The sequence below is a fragment of the Peribacillus sp. NPDC097264 genome, from assembly GCF_050277925.1.
In the GTDB taxonomy this organism is placed as follows: domain Bacteria; phylum Bacillota; class Bacilli; order Bacillales; family DSM-1321; genus Peribacillus.
Map to the genome: position 1 here is coordinate 113,285 of NZ_JBNNSR010000004.1, position 15,263 is coordinate 128,547.

General features: G+C 41.1%; 18 protein-coding genes. 12 read left to right on the forward strand and 6 right to left on the reverse strand.

Features of this window, described 5'->3' with window-relative positions:
• Window positions 1-463: 463 nt before the first annotated feature.
• The 3 genes from ACQKL0_RS07605 (at window position 464) to ACQKL0_RS07615 (ending at window position 2,936) form a co-directional block, all read left to right on the forward strand.
• Window positions 464-1,459, forward strand: coding sequence for an MBL fold metallo-hydrolase (locus tag ACQKL0_RS07605; protein ID WP_402869333.1), 996 nt, complete (start codon window positions 464-466; stop codon window positions 1,457-1,459).
• Complete coding sequence (locus tag ACQKL0_RS07610) at window positions 1,456-2,247, forward strand: SDR family NAD(P)-dependent oxidoreductase (RefSeq protein WP_402986143.1); 792 nt, start codon at window positions 1,456-1,458, stop codon at window positions 2,245-2,247. The genes ACQKL0_RS07605 and ACQKL0_RS07610 overlap by 4 nt, the downstream gene beginning before the upstream one ends.
• Before the next feature lie 155 nt (window positions 2,248-2,402).
• The gene (locus tag ACQKL0_RS07615; RefSeq protein WP_402869330.1) at window positions 2,403-2,936 is read left to right on the forward strand and encodes a DUF3221 domain-containing protein; all 534 of its coding nucleotides are present in this window, start codon (window positions 2,403-2,405) and stop codon (window positions 2,934-2,936) included.
• A 55-nt stretch (window positions 2,937-2,991) separates the two neighbouring features.
• Here ACQKL0_RS07615 and ACQKL0_RS07620 read toward each other — a convergent pair whose 3' ends face one another.
• Entirely contained in the window at window positions 2,992-3,651 is a 660-nt protein-coding gene (locus ACQKL0_RS07620; RefSeq protein WP_427686866.1) for an NlpC/P60 family protein, read from the reverse strand.
• Window positions 3,652-4,047: 396 nt separating this feature from the next.
• Between ACQKL0_RS07620 and ACQKL0_RS07625 the strand changes: the two genes are divergently transcribed.
• The 3 genes from ACQKL0_RS07625 to ACQKL0_RS07635 all read left to right on the forward strand — a co-directional run bounded on the left by ACQKL0_RS07625 (window position 4,048) and on the right by ACQKL0_RS07635 (window position 6,091).
• Window positions 4,048-5,307, forward strand: coding sequence for a Y-family DNA polymerase (locus ACQKL0_RS07625; protein ID WP_402869326.1), 1,260 nt, complete (start codon window positions 4,048-4,050; stop codon window positions 5,305-5,307).
• Between the two features lie 25 nt (window positions 5,308-5,332).
• Complete coding sequence (locus tag ACQKL0_RS07630) at window positions 5,333-5,665, forward strand: YolD-like family protein (protein ID WP_402956615.1); 333 nt, start codon at window positions 5,333-5,335, stop codon at window positions 5,663-5,665.
• Between the two features lie 102 nt (window positions 5,666-5,767).
• The gene (locus ACQKL0_RS07635; protein WP_427686869.1) at window positions 5,768-6,091 is read left to right on the forward strand and encodes an iron-sulfur cluster biosynthesis family protein; all 324 of its coding nucleotides are present in this window, start codon (window positions 5,768-5,770) and stop codon (window positions 6,089-6,091) included.
• A 46-nt stretch (window positions 6,092-6,137) separates the two neighbouring features.
• Here the strand turns inward: ACQKL0_RS07635 and ACQKL0_RS07640 are convergent, their stop codons facing one another.
• On the reverse strand, window positions 6,138-7,046 hold the full coding sequence (locus ACQKL0_RS07640; RefSeq protein ID WP_427686871.1) for an alpha/beta hydrolase: 909 nt from the start codon (window positions 7,044-7,046) through the stop codon (window positions 6,138-6,140).
• A gap of 124 nt (window positions 7,047-7,170) precedes the next feature.
• On the opposite strand from ACQKL0_RS07640, the gene ACQKL0_RS07645 reads away from it, so the two are divergent.
• Window positions 7,171-7,434, forward strand: a complete 264-nt coding sequence (locus ACQKL0_RS07645; RefSeq protein WP_402986133.1) for a YqkE family protein — start codon at window positions 7,171-7,173, stop codon at window positions 7,432-7,434.
• Window positions 7,435-7,685: 251 nt separating this feature from the next.
• Entirely contained in the window at window positions 7,686-8,123 is a 438-nt protein-coding gene (locus ACQKL0_RS07650) for a MarR family winged helix-turn-helix transcriptional regulator (RefSeq protein WP_402869313.1), read from the forward strand.
• A gap of 58 nt (window positions 8,124-8,181) precedes the next feature.
• Here ACQKL0_RS07650 and ACQKL0_RS07655 read toward each other — a convergent pair whose 3' ends face one another.
• The 3 genes from ACQKL0_RS07655 to mciZ form a co-directional block, all read right to left on the reverse strand.
• On the reverse strand, window positions 8,182-8,607 hold the full coding sequence (locus ACQKL0_RS07655) for an Ohr family peroxiredoxin (RefSeq protein WP_402869311.1): 426 nt from the start codon (window positions 8,605-8,607) through the stop codon (window positions 8,182-8,184).
• Between the two features lie 239 nt (window positions 8,608-8,846).
• Window positions 8,847-9,755 (reverse strand): aldo/keto reductase, encoded by a 909-nt coding sequence (locus ACQKL0_RS07660; protein WP_402956619.1) that lies wholly within the window; start codon window positions 9,753-9,755, stop codon window positions 8,847-8,849.
• Between the two features lie 57 nt (window positions 9,756-9,812).
• Window positions 9,813-9,971, reverse strand: a complete 159-nt coding sequence (gene mciZ, locus ACQKL0_RS07665; protein ID WP_402869307.1) for a Z-ring formation inhibitor MciZ — start codon at window positions 9,969-9,971, stop codon at window positions 9,813-9,815.
• Window positions 9,972-10,046: 75 nt separating this feature from the next.
• Between mciZ and ACQKL0_RS07670 the strand changes: the two genes are divergently transcribed.
• The 3 genes from ACQKL0_RS07670 (at window position 10,047) to ACQKL0_RS07680 (ending at window position 13,645) form a co-directional block, all read left to right on the forward strand.
• Window positions 10,047-10,598, forward strand: a complete 552-nt coding sequence (locus ACQKL0_RS07670; protein ID WP_402869305.1) for an NUDIX hydrolase — start codon at window positions 10,047-10,049, stop codon at window positions 10,596-10,598.
• Window positions 10,599-11,768 (forward strand): endonuclease Q family protein, encoded by a 1,170-nt coding sequence (locus tag ACQKL0_RS07675; protein ID WP_427686873.1) that lies wholly within the window; start codon window positions 10,599-10,601, stop codon window positions 11,766-11,768.
• 356 nt (window positions 11,769-12,124) lie between these two features.
• Window positions 12,125-13,645, forward strand: a complete 1,521-nt coding sequence (locus ACQKL0_RS07680) for a CoA-acylating methylmalonate-semialdehyde dehydrogenase (RefSeq protein ID WP_427650652.1) — start codon at window positions 12,125-12,127, stop codon at window positions 13,643-13,645.
• Window positions 13,646-13,827: 182 nt separating this feature from the next.
• On the opposite strand, the gene ACQKL0_RS07685 is transcribed toward ACQKL0_RS07680, so the two are convergent.
• Entirely contained in the window at window positions 13,828-14,391 is a 564-nt protein-coding gene (locus ACQKL0_RS07685) for a GNAT family N-acetyltransferase (protein ID WP_407408420.1), read from the reverse strand.
• Window positions 14,392-14,541: 150 nt separating this feature from the next.
• On the opposite strand from ACQKL0_RS07685, the gene spoIIM reads away from it, so the two are divergent.
• Window positions 14,542-15,186, forward strand: a complete 645-nt coding sequence (gene spoIIM / locus ACQKL0_RS07690) for a stage II sporulation protein M (RefSeq protein WP_402956628.1) — start codon at window positions 14,542-14,544, stop codon at window positions 15,184-15,186.
• The last annotated feature ends 77 nt before the right edge of the window (window positions 15,187-15,263 follow it).

Consider the following 15,263-nt stretch of genomic DNA (forward strand, 5'->3'; position numbering starts at 1 on the left):
AGACCCCTCATCCAATAAAGGACGAAAGGTCTGGCTTCCGTGGTACCACCTTTGTTCAACTCCTACAAAATAAAAAGGAAGTTGCACTTGAATCCGCTAACGTGGGATGAACGTCAGTTTTACTGAAGGCTCATAAGGTAGGTTCAATAATAGAGAGGACGGTGAAGCTTTTCAGCACATTTAAGAACTTCACTCTCTTTACGCCATCCATTATTTACTTGGCCTCAATCATAGCCGTGCCGTCTTTAATTACTTGTGATTATGAAGGATGCATGAGTACTCTGTCAATAGTAATATATGCTGAGCCTTAAAATATAGTCGTTAATTATGTGAAAATAATGACAATGTTCAGGATTATATGTAAAATAGTGATTACATACACAGTTTTCTAATAAAATAAGGAAATACCAAATTTTACGGATATATAAGCTTATTTAAATATAATATTAAGGTGGAAATAGACATGGTGAATTGGAATGGGGATATCGCAAAGCTTTCTCTGCCGACGCCGTTTGCAGTGGGCGATGTAAATGTTTACATAGTTAAAGGAGATGCCTTAACTTTAATTGATACGGGGGTTAAAACCGTACAATCAAAAGAGGCACTGAATGCTGGACTTGGGGAATTAGGGCTGCAACTATCTGATATTGAACAAATAATCTTGACGCATCATCATCCAGACCATGCTGGTGCACTCGATTTCTTCGATAAGAAAGTCCCGGTGTATGGTCATAAAAACAATCAGCGGTGGCTGACTCTAAGCGATGAGTTCCTTGACACCCATAATTCTTTCTTTCTAGACTTTGCAGGGAAATTGGGCGTGGCTGAAGAATTGAAACATAGATTGACCCATGACAAAGAAGAAATCCAATTCCTTAGTAAAAGGAACATGCAAGCACATTTGGCTGAGGGTGACGAACTTCCGGGCCTTCCAGGATGGCGAGTGATCGAGACTCCTGGTCATGCGCAAAGCCATGTTTCCTTTTATCGGGAGAGTGACGGCTTAATGATTGCAGGAGACCACTTACTTGCAAGAATTTCGCCTAATCCATTAATGGAGCCACCCTTGATTGTGGGTGGCGTTCGTCAACGGCCATTGCTTCAATACAATGCCTCCCTTCAAAAACTATTAGACTTTCCGATTTCTAAGGTTTATTCAGGACATGGGGGAGAAATTGATGGAGAGAAAGTGTCCGATTTGATTCGATATAGATTTGAGCGACAGCATAATCGGGCCATGCAGGTGAAAAGCATGCTCCAAGAAAAACCTTTAACGGGATTTGAAGTGTGTCAGCGTCTCTTCCCAAAAGTTTATCGTCAGGAAGTCGACTTGACACTCTCGGAAACGGTCGGTCAGTTGGATTATCTGGAGGATTTGGGTGAAATCGAATTGGAAATGCAATCGGGTGTCATTTTATATTCAAGTGCGACGACAGTTTCTAAGGGGATAATCTATTGAGTAAATTAAGCAGGAAAGTCATTGTCATTACCGGGGCTTCGGGAGGAATTGGAAAGGAAATTGCGATTCAATCTGCCCGACTTGGGGCAAGACTCGTTCTTTTGGCAAGGAGCCTGGATAAATTGCAGACTCTGAAGGAGAGCCTGACCAGCCAATACGGGGTCGATGTTTTTGTATGGAAGTTGGATGTTTCCGATACAGAACAAGTGGAAAGGGTCTTCGTTGACATCCACGACCAGGTCGGCACCGTGGATGTGTTGGTCAATAATGCCGGGCACGGCACGTTTAAAGAAGTCCTTGATACGGATTTAGAAGAGAGTAAAGGGATGTTTGCTGTCAATGTAATCGGCTTGATGGCCTGTACGAAGTTTGTGCTTCCACATATGAAGCGCAAACAAGCGGGCCACATCATTAATATTGCGTCACAGGCAGGGAAAATTGCAACACCTAAGTCCACACTTTATTCAGCCACTAAATTCGCGGTGCTTGGTTATTCGAATGCTCTCCGGCTTGAATTGATGGAAGACAACATTCATGTGACCACCGTCAATCCTGGGCCAATCGAAACCAACTTTTTTACTATAGCGGATGAATCCGGGACATATATGAAGGGCATTAAGAAATTCATGCTTAAGCCTGAGGATGTAGCAGCCAAAATCGTTGCTGCCATGCTAACTAATAAACGGGAAGTCAATCTGCCCGCCTGGATGAATATGGTGAGTAAGTTTTATACCTTGTTTCCAAGAATCACTGAGACCGTTGGGAAAAAAGCATTTTTTAAAAAATAGATACTTCTAAATATAAGTGAAGATTACTATTTTAATAAGAAATTAAGGGGAGTGTCATCTGACATTCCCTTTTTTTTGAATTTATTTGGATTAACTTTCCATTTTATGTAACCATTTCATTGGTAAATTCGTCTGTTTTATAGGAGGGATTTTGTATGAAGCTCGTTATGGGAAAGTCTTTTATCTTTTTATTCCTTTTTTTCATTCTGGGAAGCTGTCAATCCTTCTCTGAAGAGCAACCCCATAAGTCCATTGGCAAGGGAGAAGAAGGATTCATTACAGATTTAGATGATAAGCGGATTCTGATAAAAGGGACGTATTACAAGGTGAAAAATCATACGTATATACAAGATGAACATGGGGCAAAGCTCAGTTATTCAGACTTGGCAATCGGGATGAAAGTTAAACCATGGTACGGTGGAGAGGTCGAAGAATCATTTCCTTCGAAAGCGGATGCAGAATTGATACGGATTTTAAAGGATGAAGAGAGTCTAGAAGAGCAAAAGGCCGTAACTGCTGCACTTGAGCATGTGACTAAAGCTCCTAGTCAGCGTTTCATGGTTCTTGAAATCATTCATTTCCCTTCCGAGCATGTATACAATATTGAAATGATGAATCGCTCCAACTTGGACGCATCATTTACTGTGACCGTAGACGATTCTACTGAAGAAATCTTATATCTAAAATAATAACAGGGCAGAATCAAATAGATTCTGCCCTGCTTCGTTTTAGTCTTATGTTTTTTTATAAAGTTTTTGCACCCAGGTATTTTGGCGCCCAATAGGAGTTATTCATATCGGTGATGGTAATTCCTTTAGAAGAGGAAGCATGAATGAACTGATTGTTTCCAATGTAGATTCCAGCATGGGAAACACCCGTCTTTCCAGAAGAAGTATCAAAGAATACAAGATCGCCTTTTGATGGCGTTGATACTTTCAATCCGGTATTCGCATAAAGCTGGGATGTTGTCCGTGGTAGGGTAATTCCTTGTGATTTTTGGAATACATAATAGATGAACCCCGAACAGTCAAATCCTGCTGGTGTCGTGCCAGCCCATTTGTATGGCGAGCCTATCAATGTTTTTGCATAATTAATCATGCTTGTATTATTGATATTATAAACACCGAGCGCATTGAAGGTATTTCTTCCTGCAATCCCATCGGCAGTCAATCCTTTAGCTTTTTGAAAGTTTTTTACGGCAGTTGTTGAATAGGTTCCGTAGTAAGTAGTCGATGAACCAGTATATGTGAAATAACCTTTAGTTTTTAATAGGGTCTGTAGTTGTTTGACATCACTATGTGTCATTCCGGGTCTGAGGGTTTGATCTCCAATATTTGCAAACGCCTGAAGTGGCGTCAGCATTAATGCAGAAGCAACAGCAGCTGAGGCAATCCATTTCTTCATGTATCTCATTTCCTCTCTCTATCTCTCTATTTTTCTTTAACAATATTATCCTACAATACCATTGTGACAATCAAACCAGTTTTTGATTACATTTTCATTACAAAAAATAAGTAGTAATACTTAGTGAAAATCAGCGAAATCGTTTTTCTTAAATAGTAAAAGGGTTAAAAGACTCGGTTCCCCTTTTGGGCAAGATACCAACTAATTATATTTATAAAAACTAGTTGGATATAATGGATTACTTTTAAATTAAAGGGTATTTATGGGTATTTAAAAAGTTCCCATAAAAAGGTGGAAATTTGTCATGAAACTTCCATTGAATGCGAACGTTTATTCGTTTAGAATGAGGGATATAATATAAACACGAACGTATATTCTGTATAGGGTGAAGAAAAAATGGATTATAGCATGATGCCGAAACAATCAATTATGTGTATTGATATGAAAAGTTTTTATGCTAGCTGCTCAGCGGTCATGCATGGATTGGACCCGCTCGAATGTTATTTGGCAGTGGTGGGTGATAAGAATAGGGAGGGGAGCATTGTGCTTGCGGCTTCTCCAAAGCTAAAGAAGGAATTCGGTATAAAAACCGGTTCCCGGAAGTTTGAGATACCGAAAGATCGACGCATTCTAGTCGTTGAACCCAAAATGGCCACTTATTTGAGAGTTTCGACGGAGATTACGCGCTTGTTTCACCGCTATGTTCCAAAAGAAGCGATTCATGTATACAGTGTGGACGAAAGTTTTTTGAAAGTTGATGGAGCGGCTTCTTTATGGGGGGATGCCTGGAATATTGCCAGGAAAATAAAAGATGACATTGAAAGGGAATTACAGATTCCAAGTGCAATCGGGATTGGGCCGAACATGCTGATGGCGAAGCTTTCTCTTGATCTCGAGGCCAAACATACAGGAATAGCTGAGTGGACATATGAAGACGTACCAGCTAAGCTTTGGCCGATTTCTCCGCTTCGTGAAATGTGGGGGATAGGAAGGAGGGTGGAAAAGACCCTTCATGGCATGGGAATATTCACTGTCGGGCAACTTGCCAATTATGACCTTCAATTGCTTGAAGCGAAGTTCGGGATTATGGGCAATCAGCTTTATCATCATGCCTGGGGAATCGATTTGTCAGATCTCGGGGCGCCGATCATCGAGGGGCAGGTCAGCTTTGGTAAAAGTCAGATTTTACTCCGTGATTACAAGGAAGAACACGAGATCAAGCAGGTTATGGTAGAAATTTGTGAGGAAGTCGGAAGAAGGGCTCGTACCCATAGGAAGGCTGGACGGACGATCAGTCTGAGCATTGGTTATAGTAAGGATGAGTTTGGCGGTGGGTTTCATCGCTCCCGTTCGATTGAGGAACCGACAAATATCACAATGGAATTGTATAAAGTCTGTCTTGAACTTTTTCATGAAAACTATCATAAGCAAAAAACGGTTCGTAGCGTTTCGGTCACACTCTCGAATATTGTGGATGATAATGAGATGCAGCTGACTTTATTTGATGCTTCACGGTGGAAAAAGCGGGAATTGAGTTATACCGTTGACCGCATTCGACATAAATATGGTTCAAAATCACTGTTGCGCGCGGTTTCGTATACGAAAGCCGGGACGGCCGTTTATAGAAGCGGATTGCTTGGCGGGCATAAGGCTTGACAAAGTCGTCAGAGGAGGAAAAAGAATGATTCATGATCGGGGGCGTATCAAATGGACATCCATGATGCTACCGGAACATGTGAAGATGTTGCGGGATTGGGTGGCGGAGGATAGCCATGAAGCAAGACGCATTCTCGATGAACAGCAGTTTGAAGAAATGAATGCTGTGATGGGGGAAGCGATGGAAGAAGGTAGAGAGGTCATGATTGCCTATTATGACAGAACCCGATACCAGCTTTTAATCGGAAGCATTCATTATTATGATGAATGCTTGCAAAGACTTCATATTATTGACCATTTTCAGCAACCACATTATATTCAACTTTCCCATATAGCGGATGTAAGATTGATGGAATAAGAATGGTGGGATTATCCCCATGGATGCACAAGAGTGCGGGAAAAGGACAGGGGTCCTTTCATCGTTTATAATGGGGGAATGGAACGAATAGGGGGAAATGAGATGTACATTGTATGGACAGATAGAGCAGCCGAAAAACTTTCCGATAAAATACAGGGAAAAGAAGGACATTTACAGTTGAAATATGATACAGATGGCTGTGGTTGCGTAGTAAGTGGCGTGACAGCTCTTTGGCTCGTTGACGAGCTTGAGGAGGATAATCAAAAAGTGGAGACCAATGGAGTTCCCCTTTATGTCGAAAAATCTAAAATGATTTTTCTCGATGATATCATGACAATAGACTTTGTGGTCGAAGCAAACTGCTTTCAGCTAAAAAGCCCGAATCAAATCTTGAATCCAAGGATGAGTTACTTTAATAAACTCTAAAAAAAGCAAAGGGAGAATCCCGATAGTCGTGAGATTCTTCCTTTGTCTATTTCAATACAAGCTGTTCGAGAAATTGGTCGATCCGTTCCTCATATTCCTTGGGATTAGCATTATATGATTGTGCGTGAGCCCCGTTTTTTGCGAGGTAAAGTTGTTTTGGTCCTTTTTTTGCTTCATATAATTCAAGTGTCATGGAAGCGGGAATGAAAGTATCAGGTTCACTATGAATGAACAGCACTGGTTTTTCGATAGTACTAATGAAATCTATCGGTGATACTTCGTTCGTCCAATATCCATCACGAAGTTTGATGAACATGCGCCCAAGTGGAAAGATGCTCCAGGTTGGAAAAGGGATTTCCATACCGATTTGATGTTGAATTTGCTTTTCAAAATTGGAAAATGGACAATCGGCAATATAAAAATCTGCTCCATCTTCAAGCATGCCCGCATATAGAAGAAGGGTCACAGCCCCCATGGATTCACCATGAATGCCGAAGAAAAGGTCTGAACCTTTACGTTTTTTTAACTCGTCAATCACGGCTTTCAAGTCGAATTTTTCATAATGTCCATAGCTGCTTGTTTTCCCACCGGAGTCTCCATGACGACGGTGATCATAGATGACCGCATTGAATCCACGCTTAAGGAAAATGTTCATGTACTTGATCGAGTTCGTTTTATTTTCTGTCACGCCGTGAGCAATAATGATCCACTTATTCGTAGGATGCGGTTCAATAAACATGCATTTCAAGGAATACCCAGATGGAGAAGGTACCCAGATTTCGCTTTTAGGCAGGGTATCAAAATCCTCTTGAATGAACCGTTTAGCCAAGACTTCACGATATTTGATGAAATCATCTTCCTTCTTCTTCATGTACATGAGCCGATTAGAAAAATAAATACCGATGCCGACCATATACGTCAAGATGCCGGCAATTGCGAGACCCCATTTTTTCATGGTGAACCTCCTTGTTTTTAGTTTATTTTACCATGTTGAAAAATAAGAAAATACTGTTAAGAAATCGTCACGGGTAAAACCGGAGTCATGGTATAATAATGTATAATGTCAGGGGGTTTTAAGGATGAAAAAGAAACAGCCGCGCAATCAAAATCAAAGTAAAAAGCAAGATAAAGAAGCATCGTCATCATTGAAACTTGGTGATATGCTCAATCAAGATATCATGTCGCAGCTTCGCCAAAAACAAAAAGAATTAAACGATGCGGAACAAGAGAAGAGAGCAGCAGAAGAAGAAAAGAAACGTCAAGAAAGAAAACAGCGTGAGAAAAATAAATCATTCGAAGAGCTGTTGGGTGAAAGTGATCTTAACTGGAAAAACTATAAATGATTTTAATGAAATCGGGATGTTTATTATGACCCGACCAAAAAAACGATAAATGGAAAGCATCTTCGTTGGTACCCATATACTTATAACGGGGATGTTTTTGTATGAGGAAAATGACATGGAACAAATTAAATTCCTTCGTAATTCTGTTTGGACGGCCGAATCGCTTTATTTTATAAAGCATAACGATTATATTAAAAGTAAGTTTGATAGGTACCCGCTTATCGAATGGACTACTATTAGTTGGTGATGAAATGGAAAAAAGAATAGAATCTGTACTGGAAAATCAACTATGCTTCCTTCTATATGCAAATTCGAGGGAAATGACCAAGAAGTATAAACCACTACTTACCAAACTTAACGTAACGTATCCTCAATATCTCGTTCTGCTTTTACTATGGGAGCAAGACACGCTTACAGTGAAGAAATTAGGGGAGTTACTTGCACTTGATTCAGGAACGCTCACTCCCATGTTGAAACGGATGGAGCAGAATGGGCTCATTGTTCGTGAACGGTCCACTAAAGATGAAAGGTCTGTCATGATTCAGCTGACTCGAAAGGGACTTGATTTAAGGGAAGAAGCCTGTTTCATTCCTGAACGCATTTCAGATATGTCCGGTGAAGATAAGCAAGTGGTTGAGGATTTGAAAGCGTCGCTGCTTCAACTATTAAAAACCTTGCAAGCACTTTGAAGGAATAGAAAAACGCCTGGGTTCACTTCAAACCCAAGCGTTTTTTTGTGAAATTGCTTTATTCTACTTCAATTTCAATGGCAACATCCACATTGCCGTTGATTGCTTTTGAATAAGGGCACATTTGGTGAGCTTTATGAACGAAAGTTTCAAATGAATTTTTATCGATTCCTGATCCCTTTACGACTAATGTTACAGCCAAGCTGTATTGATGCATATCACCCATCAATAAACTGACATTGGCTGTGACGTTTGAAGTAAATGTAGCACCTTCAATCTTTCCAACCGATTGTAAAGCACTATCAAAACAAGCCGCATATCCTGCTGCAAAAAGCTGTTCAGGATTAGAAGCTTCAGGCATCTGTTTAGCCCTTGGCGTTCCGGGCATTGCAATATCAACCGTAAAGTTTCCATCAGCTGAAATGGCCGTTCCTTCTCTTCCTCCATCAACCGTTACGGACGTCGTAAATAGTGTTTTTGTCATTGTTTATCTCTCCAATCTTTTCATTTAGATTGTGCACAATTGAATTGTATAATATCAATTAAGAAATAGCAACAGAAAAGATCTTAGAAAGAACTCACCCTACACTTTTGCAGCTGAGTTATTTAAAAGTGTAGGGTATGACTCCCGGAATAAAAAAAAGCTATCCAACCGTAGGTGTACGGAAAGGATAGCTTTGCAGAGAAATGATTGCTAGTCTTTAAAGGGTGTTCAGGTTAGATTTATTCCCGGTGGTTTGCATATTTGCTTGCTTTGGTGAGTTGCTTCAACAGATCAAGTTCATCTTTTGAAAGAGAAGGGCTGTTGGCAGCCTGACAGTTTTCGCGAAGCTGTTGCACCGTGCTCGCCCCGGCTACGGCAGATGCAACGCATTGGTTCGATAATACATATTGCAGAGCCACAGCATTCAGCTTCTTGCCGGAAATCTTCTCTTTTAATTGTGGAAGTAAGTCCTTGAGTGCTTGATAGCTATAATCGAGGTAGCCGTCCTCACTAGCCTTGTTAAGCATTTTTTCACTTAGCAGCCCTTTGGCGAGAGGCCCCCGAGCAATGATGCTGACCTGCTTATTTTCCAAAAGTGGCATCCACTCTTCCGGACGGCGGTCCAGAAGGCTGTACTGCATCATCACGGAATCAATATCTGAATTCTCGACAAATGCCTTTATTACATTGGGCCGAATCGATGATATTCCATAGTACCGAATCAAACCTTCTTTTTTTAAGTCCTCAAAGGCTTCAATCGTTTCCTCCAAATTATCTTCAATCGTACCGCCATGCAGCTGATAGAGGTCAATATAGTCGGTGCCTAGTCTCTTTAGACTATCTTTTACGGCCGTCTTGATATAGTCACCAGATGGATCCCAGCTCCAGCCTTCTTTATTTTCCGTCCAGCGGTTTCCGACTTTCGTTGCTATGTACACTTGATCGCGAACTGGCTTTAGGCTTTCTCCCACAATTTCCTCGTTCACTCCAAAATCATATAAGTCAGCGGTGTCGAAGTAATTGATGCCTTCATGTAAAGCAGCCTTCACAATTTCGGCTGCCTTTTTTTGATCGGTTCCCAAAGACATGCATCCAAGTCCAATTTCGGATACAAGCAAATCCGAATTTCCTAATCTGCGTTTTTTCATGTTATCCTCTCCTTTATATCTTCATTGTAAAGGAGGAATCATTTTCACTCAAAGATTTCACTTGATCCTTTTTAAGGGGTGAGGTTCTTGTCGATGGATATCTGCAATCCAGTCATTGACATAAACATAGTCACTTTGTAGACTTTTGAGTTTTTGAACAATCTCCCAACTCTTTCCGGAGAAAACAATGCCATTTTCGAACACATGAATTTTCATCAAATCGCCCTCCATCCCTAGTATGGTAAAATGTATGAAGAATCATGCTGTAATTAGAACAGAGGAGTGGACAAGTTGAAAAAATTCGAAGAGAAAACATTATCAAGCAAAAAGATATTCACGGGTAAAGTAATCAATTTACAAGTGGATGATGTCGAGCTTCCTGATGGGAAAACGAGTAAACGAGAAATCATCAAGCATCCCGGGGCAGTCGCAATCATCGCTCTTACAGCTGAAGATAAGATCATCATGGTCGAACAGTACCGTAAAGCGTTGGAGAGAAGCCTGGTTGAAATTCCAGCAGGTAAGCTTGAAAAAGGGGAGGAACCCGTTCGGTCGGCAGAACGTGAACTTGAGGAAGAGACGGGCTATGAATGTGAAAGAATGGAGCATATCATCTCTTTTTATACGTCTCCAGGCTTTGCGGATGAGCTAGTCCATCTCTATTTGGCCCACAATTTGAAAAAGAAAAAAGATGCGGCACCATTGGATGAAGATGAGTTTGTCGAGGTGATCGAGCTGACATTGAAGGAAGCTCAAAACTATCTGGATGAAGGGAAGATCCAAGATGCCAAAACGGCCTACGCCGTACAATATTTGCAGTTGAAAAAGGCGTTGAATGAATAAATGAAAGAATACTATGCTGATTTCCATATTCATATCGGCAGGACGAGAAGTGGGAAGGCGGTTAAGATCACCGGAGCTAAAACGTTGACCTTCAGCAACATAATCGAAGTGGCAAGCGAACGAAAAGGACTCGATATGATAGGGGTTATAGACTGCCATTCTCCTGAGGTTATTGAAGAGATAGAAGCTGGAATTCACAATGGGGAAATTACGGAAATGGAGGGTGGCGGACTTCATTATCGGAACCTCACCATCATCCCAGGGTCGGAAATTGAAATATATGACCACAATTGCCATGGACCGATTCATGTTCTTGCCTATTTTCCAAATATGGAAGTGATGAAGAGGTTTTCATCATGGATGAGTAATTATGTGAAAAATATTACGTTGAGTTCCCAGAGGATTTATTGTGACGGGCGAAAGTTGCAAGAAATCGTCAAATCCCTTGGAGGGCTGTTCATCCCTGCGCATGTTTTCACCCCCTTTAAAAGCTTGTACGGTAAAGGCGTAAAGGAAAGCCTGGCGGAAGTGTTCGATCCGAAGCTCATTGATGCCATCGAACTTGGTTTAAGCTCGGATACCTATTTGGTGGAGGACATAAAAGAATTGAAATCGTATACCTTCCTGACGAATTCCGATGCCCACTCCCTTGGAAAGATAGCCCGTGAATATCAAATGCTATTGCTTCAAGAACCGAGTTTTACAGAGTTGGAAAAAGCGCTTAAGGAAGAAGAAGGTCGTAAAGTGACAGCCAATTATGGATTGAATCCCTTATTGGGTAAATATTATCAAACCGTTTGCGGAAGTTGCCTTCATAAAATGGCCATAAATGCTGAGGCATGCAGTGAATGCGGAGGCAAGAAGGTCATTAAGGGAGTTTCCACACGTATTGCCGAATTATCCGTTTCTGGAAAAGGGGAGGAAAAGAGGTCCCGTCCGCAGTATATTCATCAGGTTCCGCTTGATTTCATTCCGGGCCTTGGCCCGAAGTCCATGGACAGACTGTTGGGGGCCTTCGGAACAGAGATGAATATCCTTCATGAGGTGACTCTCGAACAGCTTTCAGAGGTCGTTCCATTGAAATTAGCCCACTTTATAGATTCCGCAAGAAAAGGGATATTGGGTTTTGATGCAGGAGGAGGCGGCAAATATGGGAAAGTTAAGATGTGATAACACAGGCTTTCCCGATATAAGCTTTTCAAAAGGCATTTCTAGATGGAAGTGCCTTTTGTGCTTGTTATAGATATCTTGGTAGCAATTAGTCTTTTTGTGAAATAGAAAAGGGATTCATTTAACACTTTGTATAATGACTAAAAAGCCAGGAAGTTACACAATAGGAATAGGAAATAAATCATAATAAGGAAGTGACACGAATATAGGCGCAACATGAAGGCGTAAACTCGCGACTGAAATTCCGAGTTTAATTATCTGAGTATTTTGTGAGTTTGTGGGTGACGGATTACATAAAGGAAATGCTTCACCCCTACATTATATAGTAAAATCTCGAACAATTAGGAGGAGTTATAATGACTGAAACAATAAAAGTAAAAGAATTATCTCATTTTATAGGCGGTCAAATGGTTGCAGGGCAAAACGGGAGATTTTCGGATGTATTCAACCCTTCAAGTGGAGAAGTCATTGCGAAAGTACCGTTAGCTTCGATTGAAGAAGTAAAGGGAGCCATTGATAAAGCCAAAGCTGCATTTCCCGCTTGGCGTGACATGTCCGTAGCAAGGCGTGCGGATATAGTGATCAAGTTTCGTAACTTGCTTACGGAACATACAGATGCCCTAATTGATCTGATTTGTACAGAAAGCGGTAAAACGGCAGAAGATGCAAAGGGCGAGATTACCCGTGGAATAGAATCTGTGGACCTTGCCATTGGAGCGCCCCATTTAGTGAAAGGGGAATATTCCGTCAACGTCGGTGGACAGATCAATGTCTATTCGGCGAAGTACCCACTTGGCGTCGTAGCAGCCATTTCTCCATTCAACTTCCCGATCATGGTGCCACTGGCCCAGACGAGCATGGCAATTGCTGTAGGCAATGCAGTCATTCTGAAAGCTTCGGAGCGAGTTCCGATGACAGCTTTATTCGTGAGTGAATTATGGAAGAAAGCAGGATTGCCGGACGGTATTTGGACCGTTATCAATGGTGATAAGGACGCTGTCAATGAATTATTGAGAAATCCAGAAGTGGAGGCAATCTCCTTCGTGGGCTCTACGCCGGTGGCTCAATATATTTATGAGACGGGAGCGAAACATGGTAAGCGTGTGACGGCTCTTGGTGGCGGGAAGAACAATATGGTTGTCATGCCTGATGCGGATTTAGAACAAGTGGCAAACTCTTTTATTGGAGCTGCATATGGAGCTGCATCCCAGCGTTGCATGGCCATTTCAACGCTCATGCCTGTTGGAGAAGAAACAGGGGATCGTTTAATAAAGATTTTAAAAGAAAAAATCGGCGCATTGAAAGTGGGCTCTTACACAGACCGGGAAGTTGACTTCGGACCTGTTATATCCCAACAATCAAAAGAGTTGGTAATTGCTGCGATTGACAAGAGCATTGAAGAAGGTGCAACGGTAGTGTGTGATGGACGGGAATTAGACATCGTGAAAGAATCCAGTGGTTTCTTTGTCGGCCCGACATTAATTGACCATGTAAAGCCAGGAATGGATATATATGAACAGGAAGTGTTCGGACCCGCCCGGAATGTTGTTCGGGTCGCTTCACTAGAAGAAGCGATTAAGCTGATCAACGAACATGAGTTAGGGAATGGTGTCACCATTTTCACCAATGATGGAGCGGCAGCTCGGAAATTCACAACGGAAATTGACGTTGGGATGGTAGGAGTTAATGTCCCGATTCCAATCCCTGTCGGCTACCATAATTTTGCTGGATTTAAAGGGTCTAGATTCGGTGAAGGTCATATGTTCGGACCAGACCAAGCCCGTTTCTTTACAAAAACAAAAACTGTCTCAGAACGATGGTTGACATCGTCCGCCAATACGGGGTCGACATTTGCCTTTCCAAGCAATAATGATTGAAGATTGAAATACAAAGAATCCCTGAAACTATTTTAGGGATTCTTTAGGTCCTTTTAATGAAGCTTCATAGAAAGAGAGTTAATTGGAACGTAAAGTATGGAAAGCCAAAGAGGATTAGTTTTGCTTTTTAAAGCTAATGGAGAGAGTCCTGACAGGGAAATCTGATGCTGCCAGGGCTCTTTTTAGTTTATTGTTTTTGCATAAATGCAAGTGTCTCGTAATGTCTTGCCGTCGGCGCTTAAAGCATCATTATGTAAAATCCCTTCCAGGGTAAATCCAAGCTTTTCAGGAATCCGTTTGCTGGTAAGATTGTTGGGATCACAACGGATTTCAATTCTCTTGGCCCCATAATGATTAAAGGCGAATCTTGTTAACCTTTCTACCACTTCAGTTATATATCCTTTGTTCCTGTATTCCGTATCGATCCAATAACCGATTTCAAACTTGGGGATGTCCCAGTTAATTCGATGGAGGCCAGTGGAGCCTATGAATTGACCGTCTTCTTTCCTATAAATATGGAGTCTAATATCTTCTTTTAAGATAAAATCAGCATATGCTTTCAGGACATTCTTTTCTGAAGCTTCTATTGATGGTTCTTGCTGGGCAAATGGAAGCCAGCTCTTCAACTCGTTTCGTGAACGAACTATGGCTTCATAAACGTCAAGTCCATCTCCTGGTAGGCAAGGTCTTAAATATAAGCGAGAAGTTTCAATTTTTTCTGGAAAATCCATTAGTATAGCTTTCATAGTACCCCTCCAAACAACTTTATGGAAAATTATAACACGTCTTTTGTGAAAAATGTTCTACGACTCTGTAAATTACGCTTGAATCCTTGTCATAAATAAAACAGAAAAAACATAGATTCTAGTAAGTGGAGTTGGGAGGATAGATAAAAGATGAAAAATAGATCTGCCATACAAAATGCTGTAAGGAAACATGTTAACGAACATTCCTCATTATACGTTTTTATCACTGTACTCTTTTTAATGGGTGTCATTTTTGGTGCTGTTCTCGTAAACAGTTTGAGCTTTACTCAAAAGGAAGATTTGTTCTACTATTTATCACAATTCTTCGGACAAGTTTCCAAAGGGGAATTTGCTTCTTCACACGATATGTTCAGTCAAAGTCTTATGCATAACCTTAAATATATTGGGGTCATCTGGATTCTTGGGGTTTCGGTTATCGGTTTGCCAGTGATATTAGTACTGTTATTTGTAAAAGGTATGGTTGTGGGATTTACGGTCGGATTTTTAGTCAATCAAATGGGGTGGAGTGGATTCCTATTATCATTTGTGGCAATCCTACCGCAAAATATATTCATTGTCCCGATCTTTATCGTGATCACGGTTCTGGCCGTATCGCTATCCATGAAGATGATCAGCCGCATTTTTCTTAAACAGGTTCGGGAGCCTTTAAAGCCGATTATTTCCCGCTATGTTTTTTCCTTGATCTTGTCTGGGGTATTTTTAATTGCAGCAGCTGCATTTGAAGCATATTTATCCCCTTCCTTAATGAAAAATGTCGTAAGCTTCTTGGGGTAATGAAGGATAGCTACGCATTCATCATGATTTTTTTGCTATTAATAAGGAAATCTATTTTGACAGTTTTCCCTCATTTG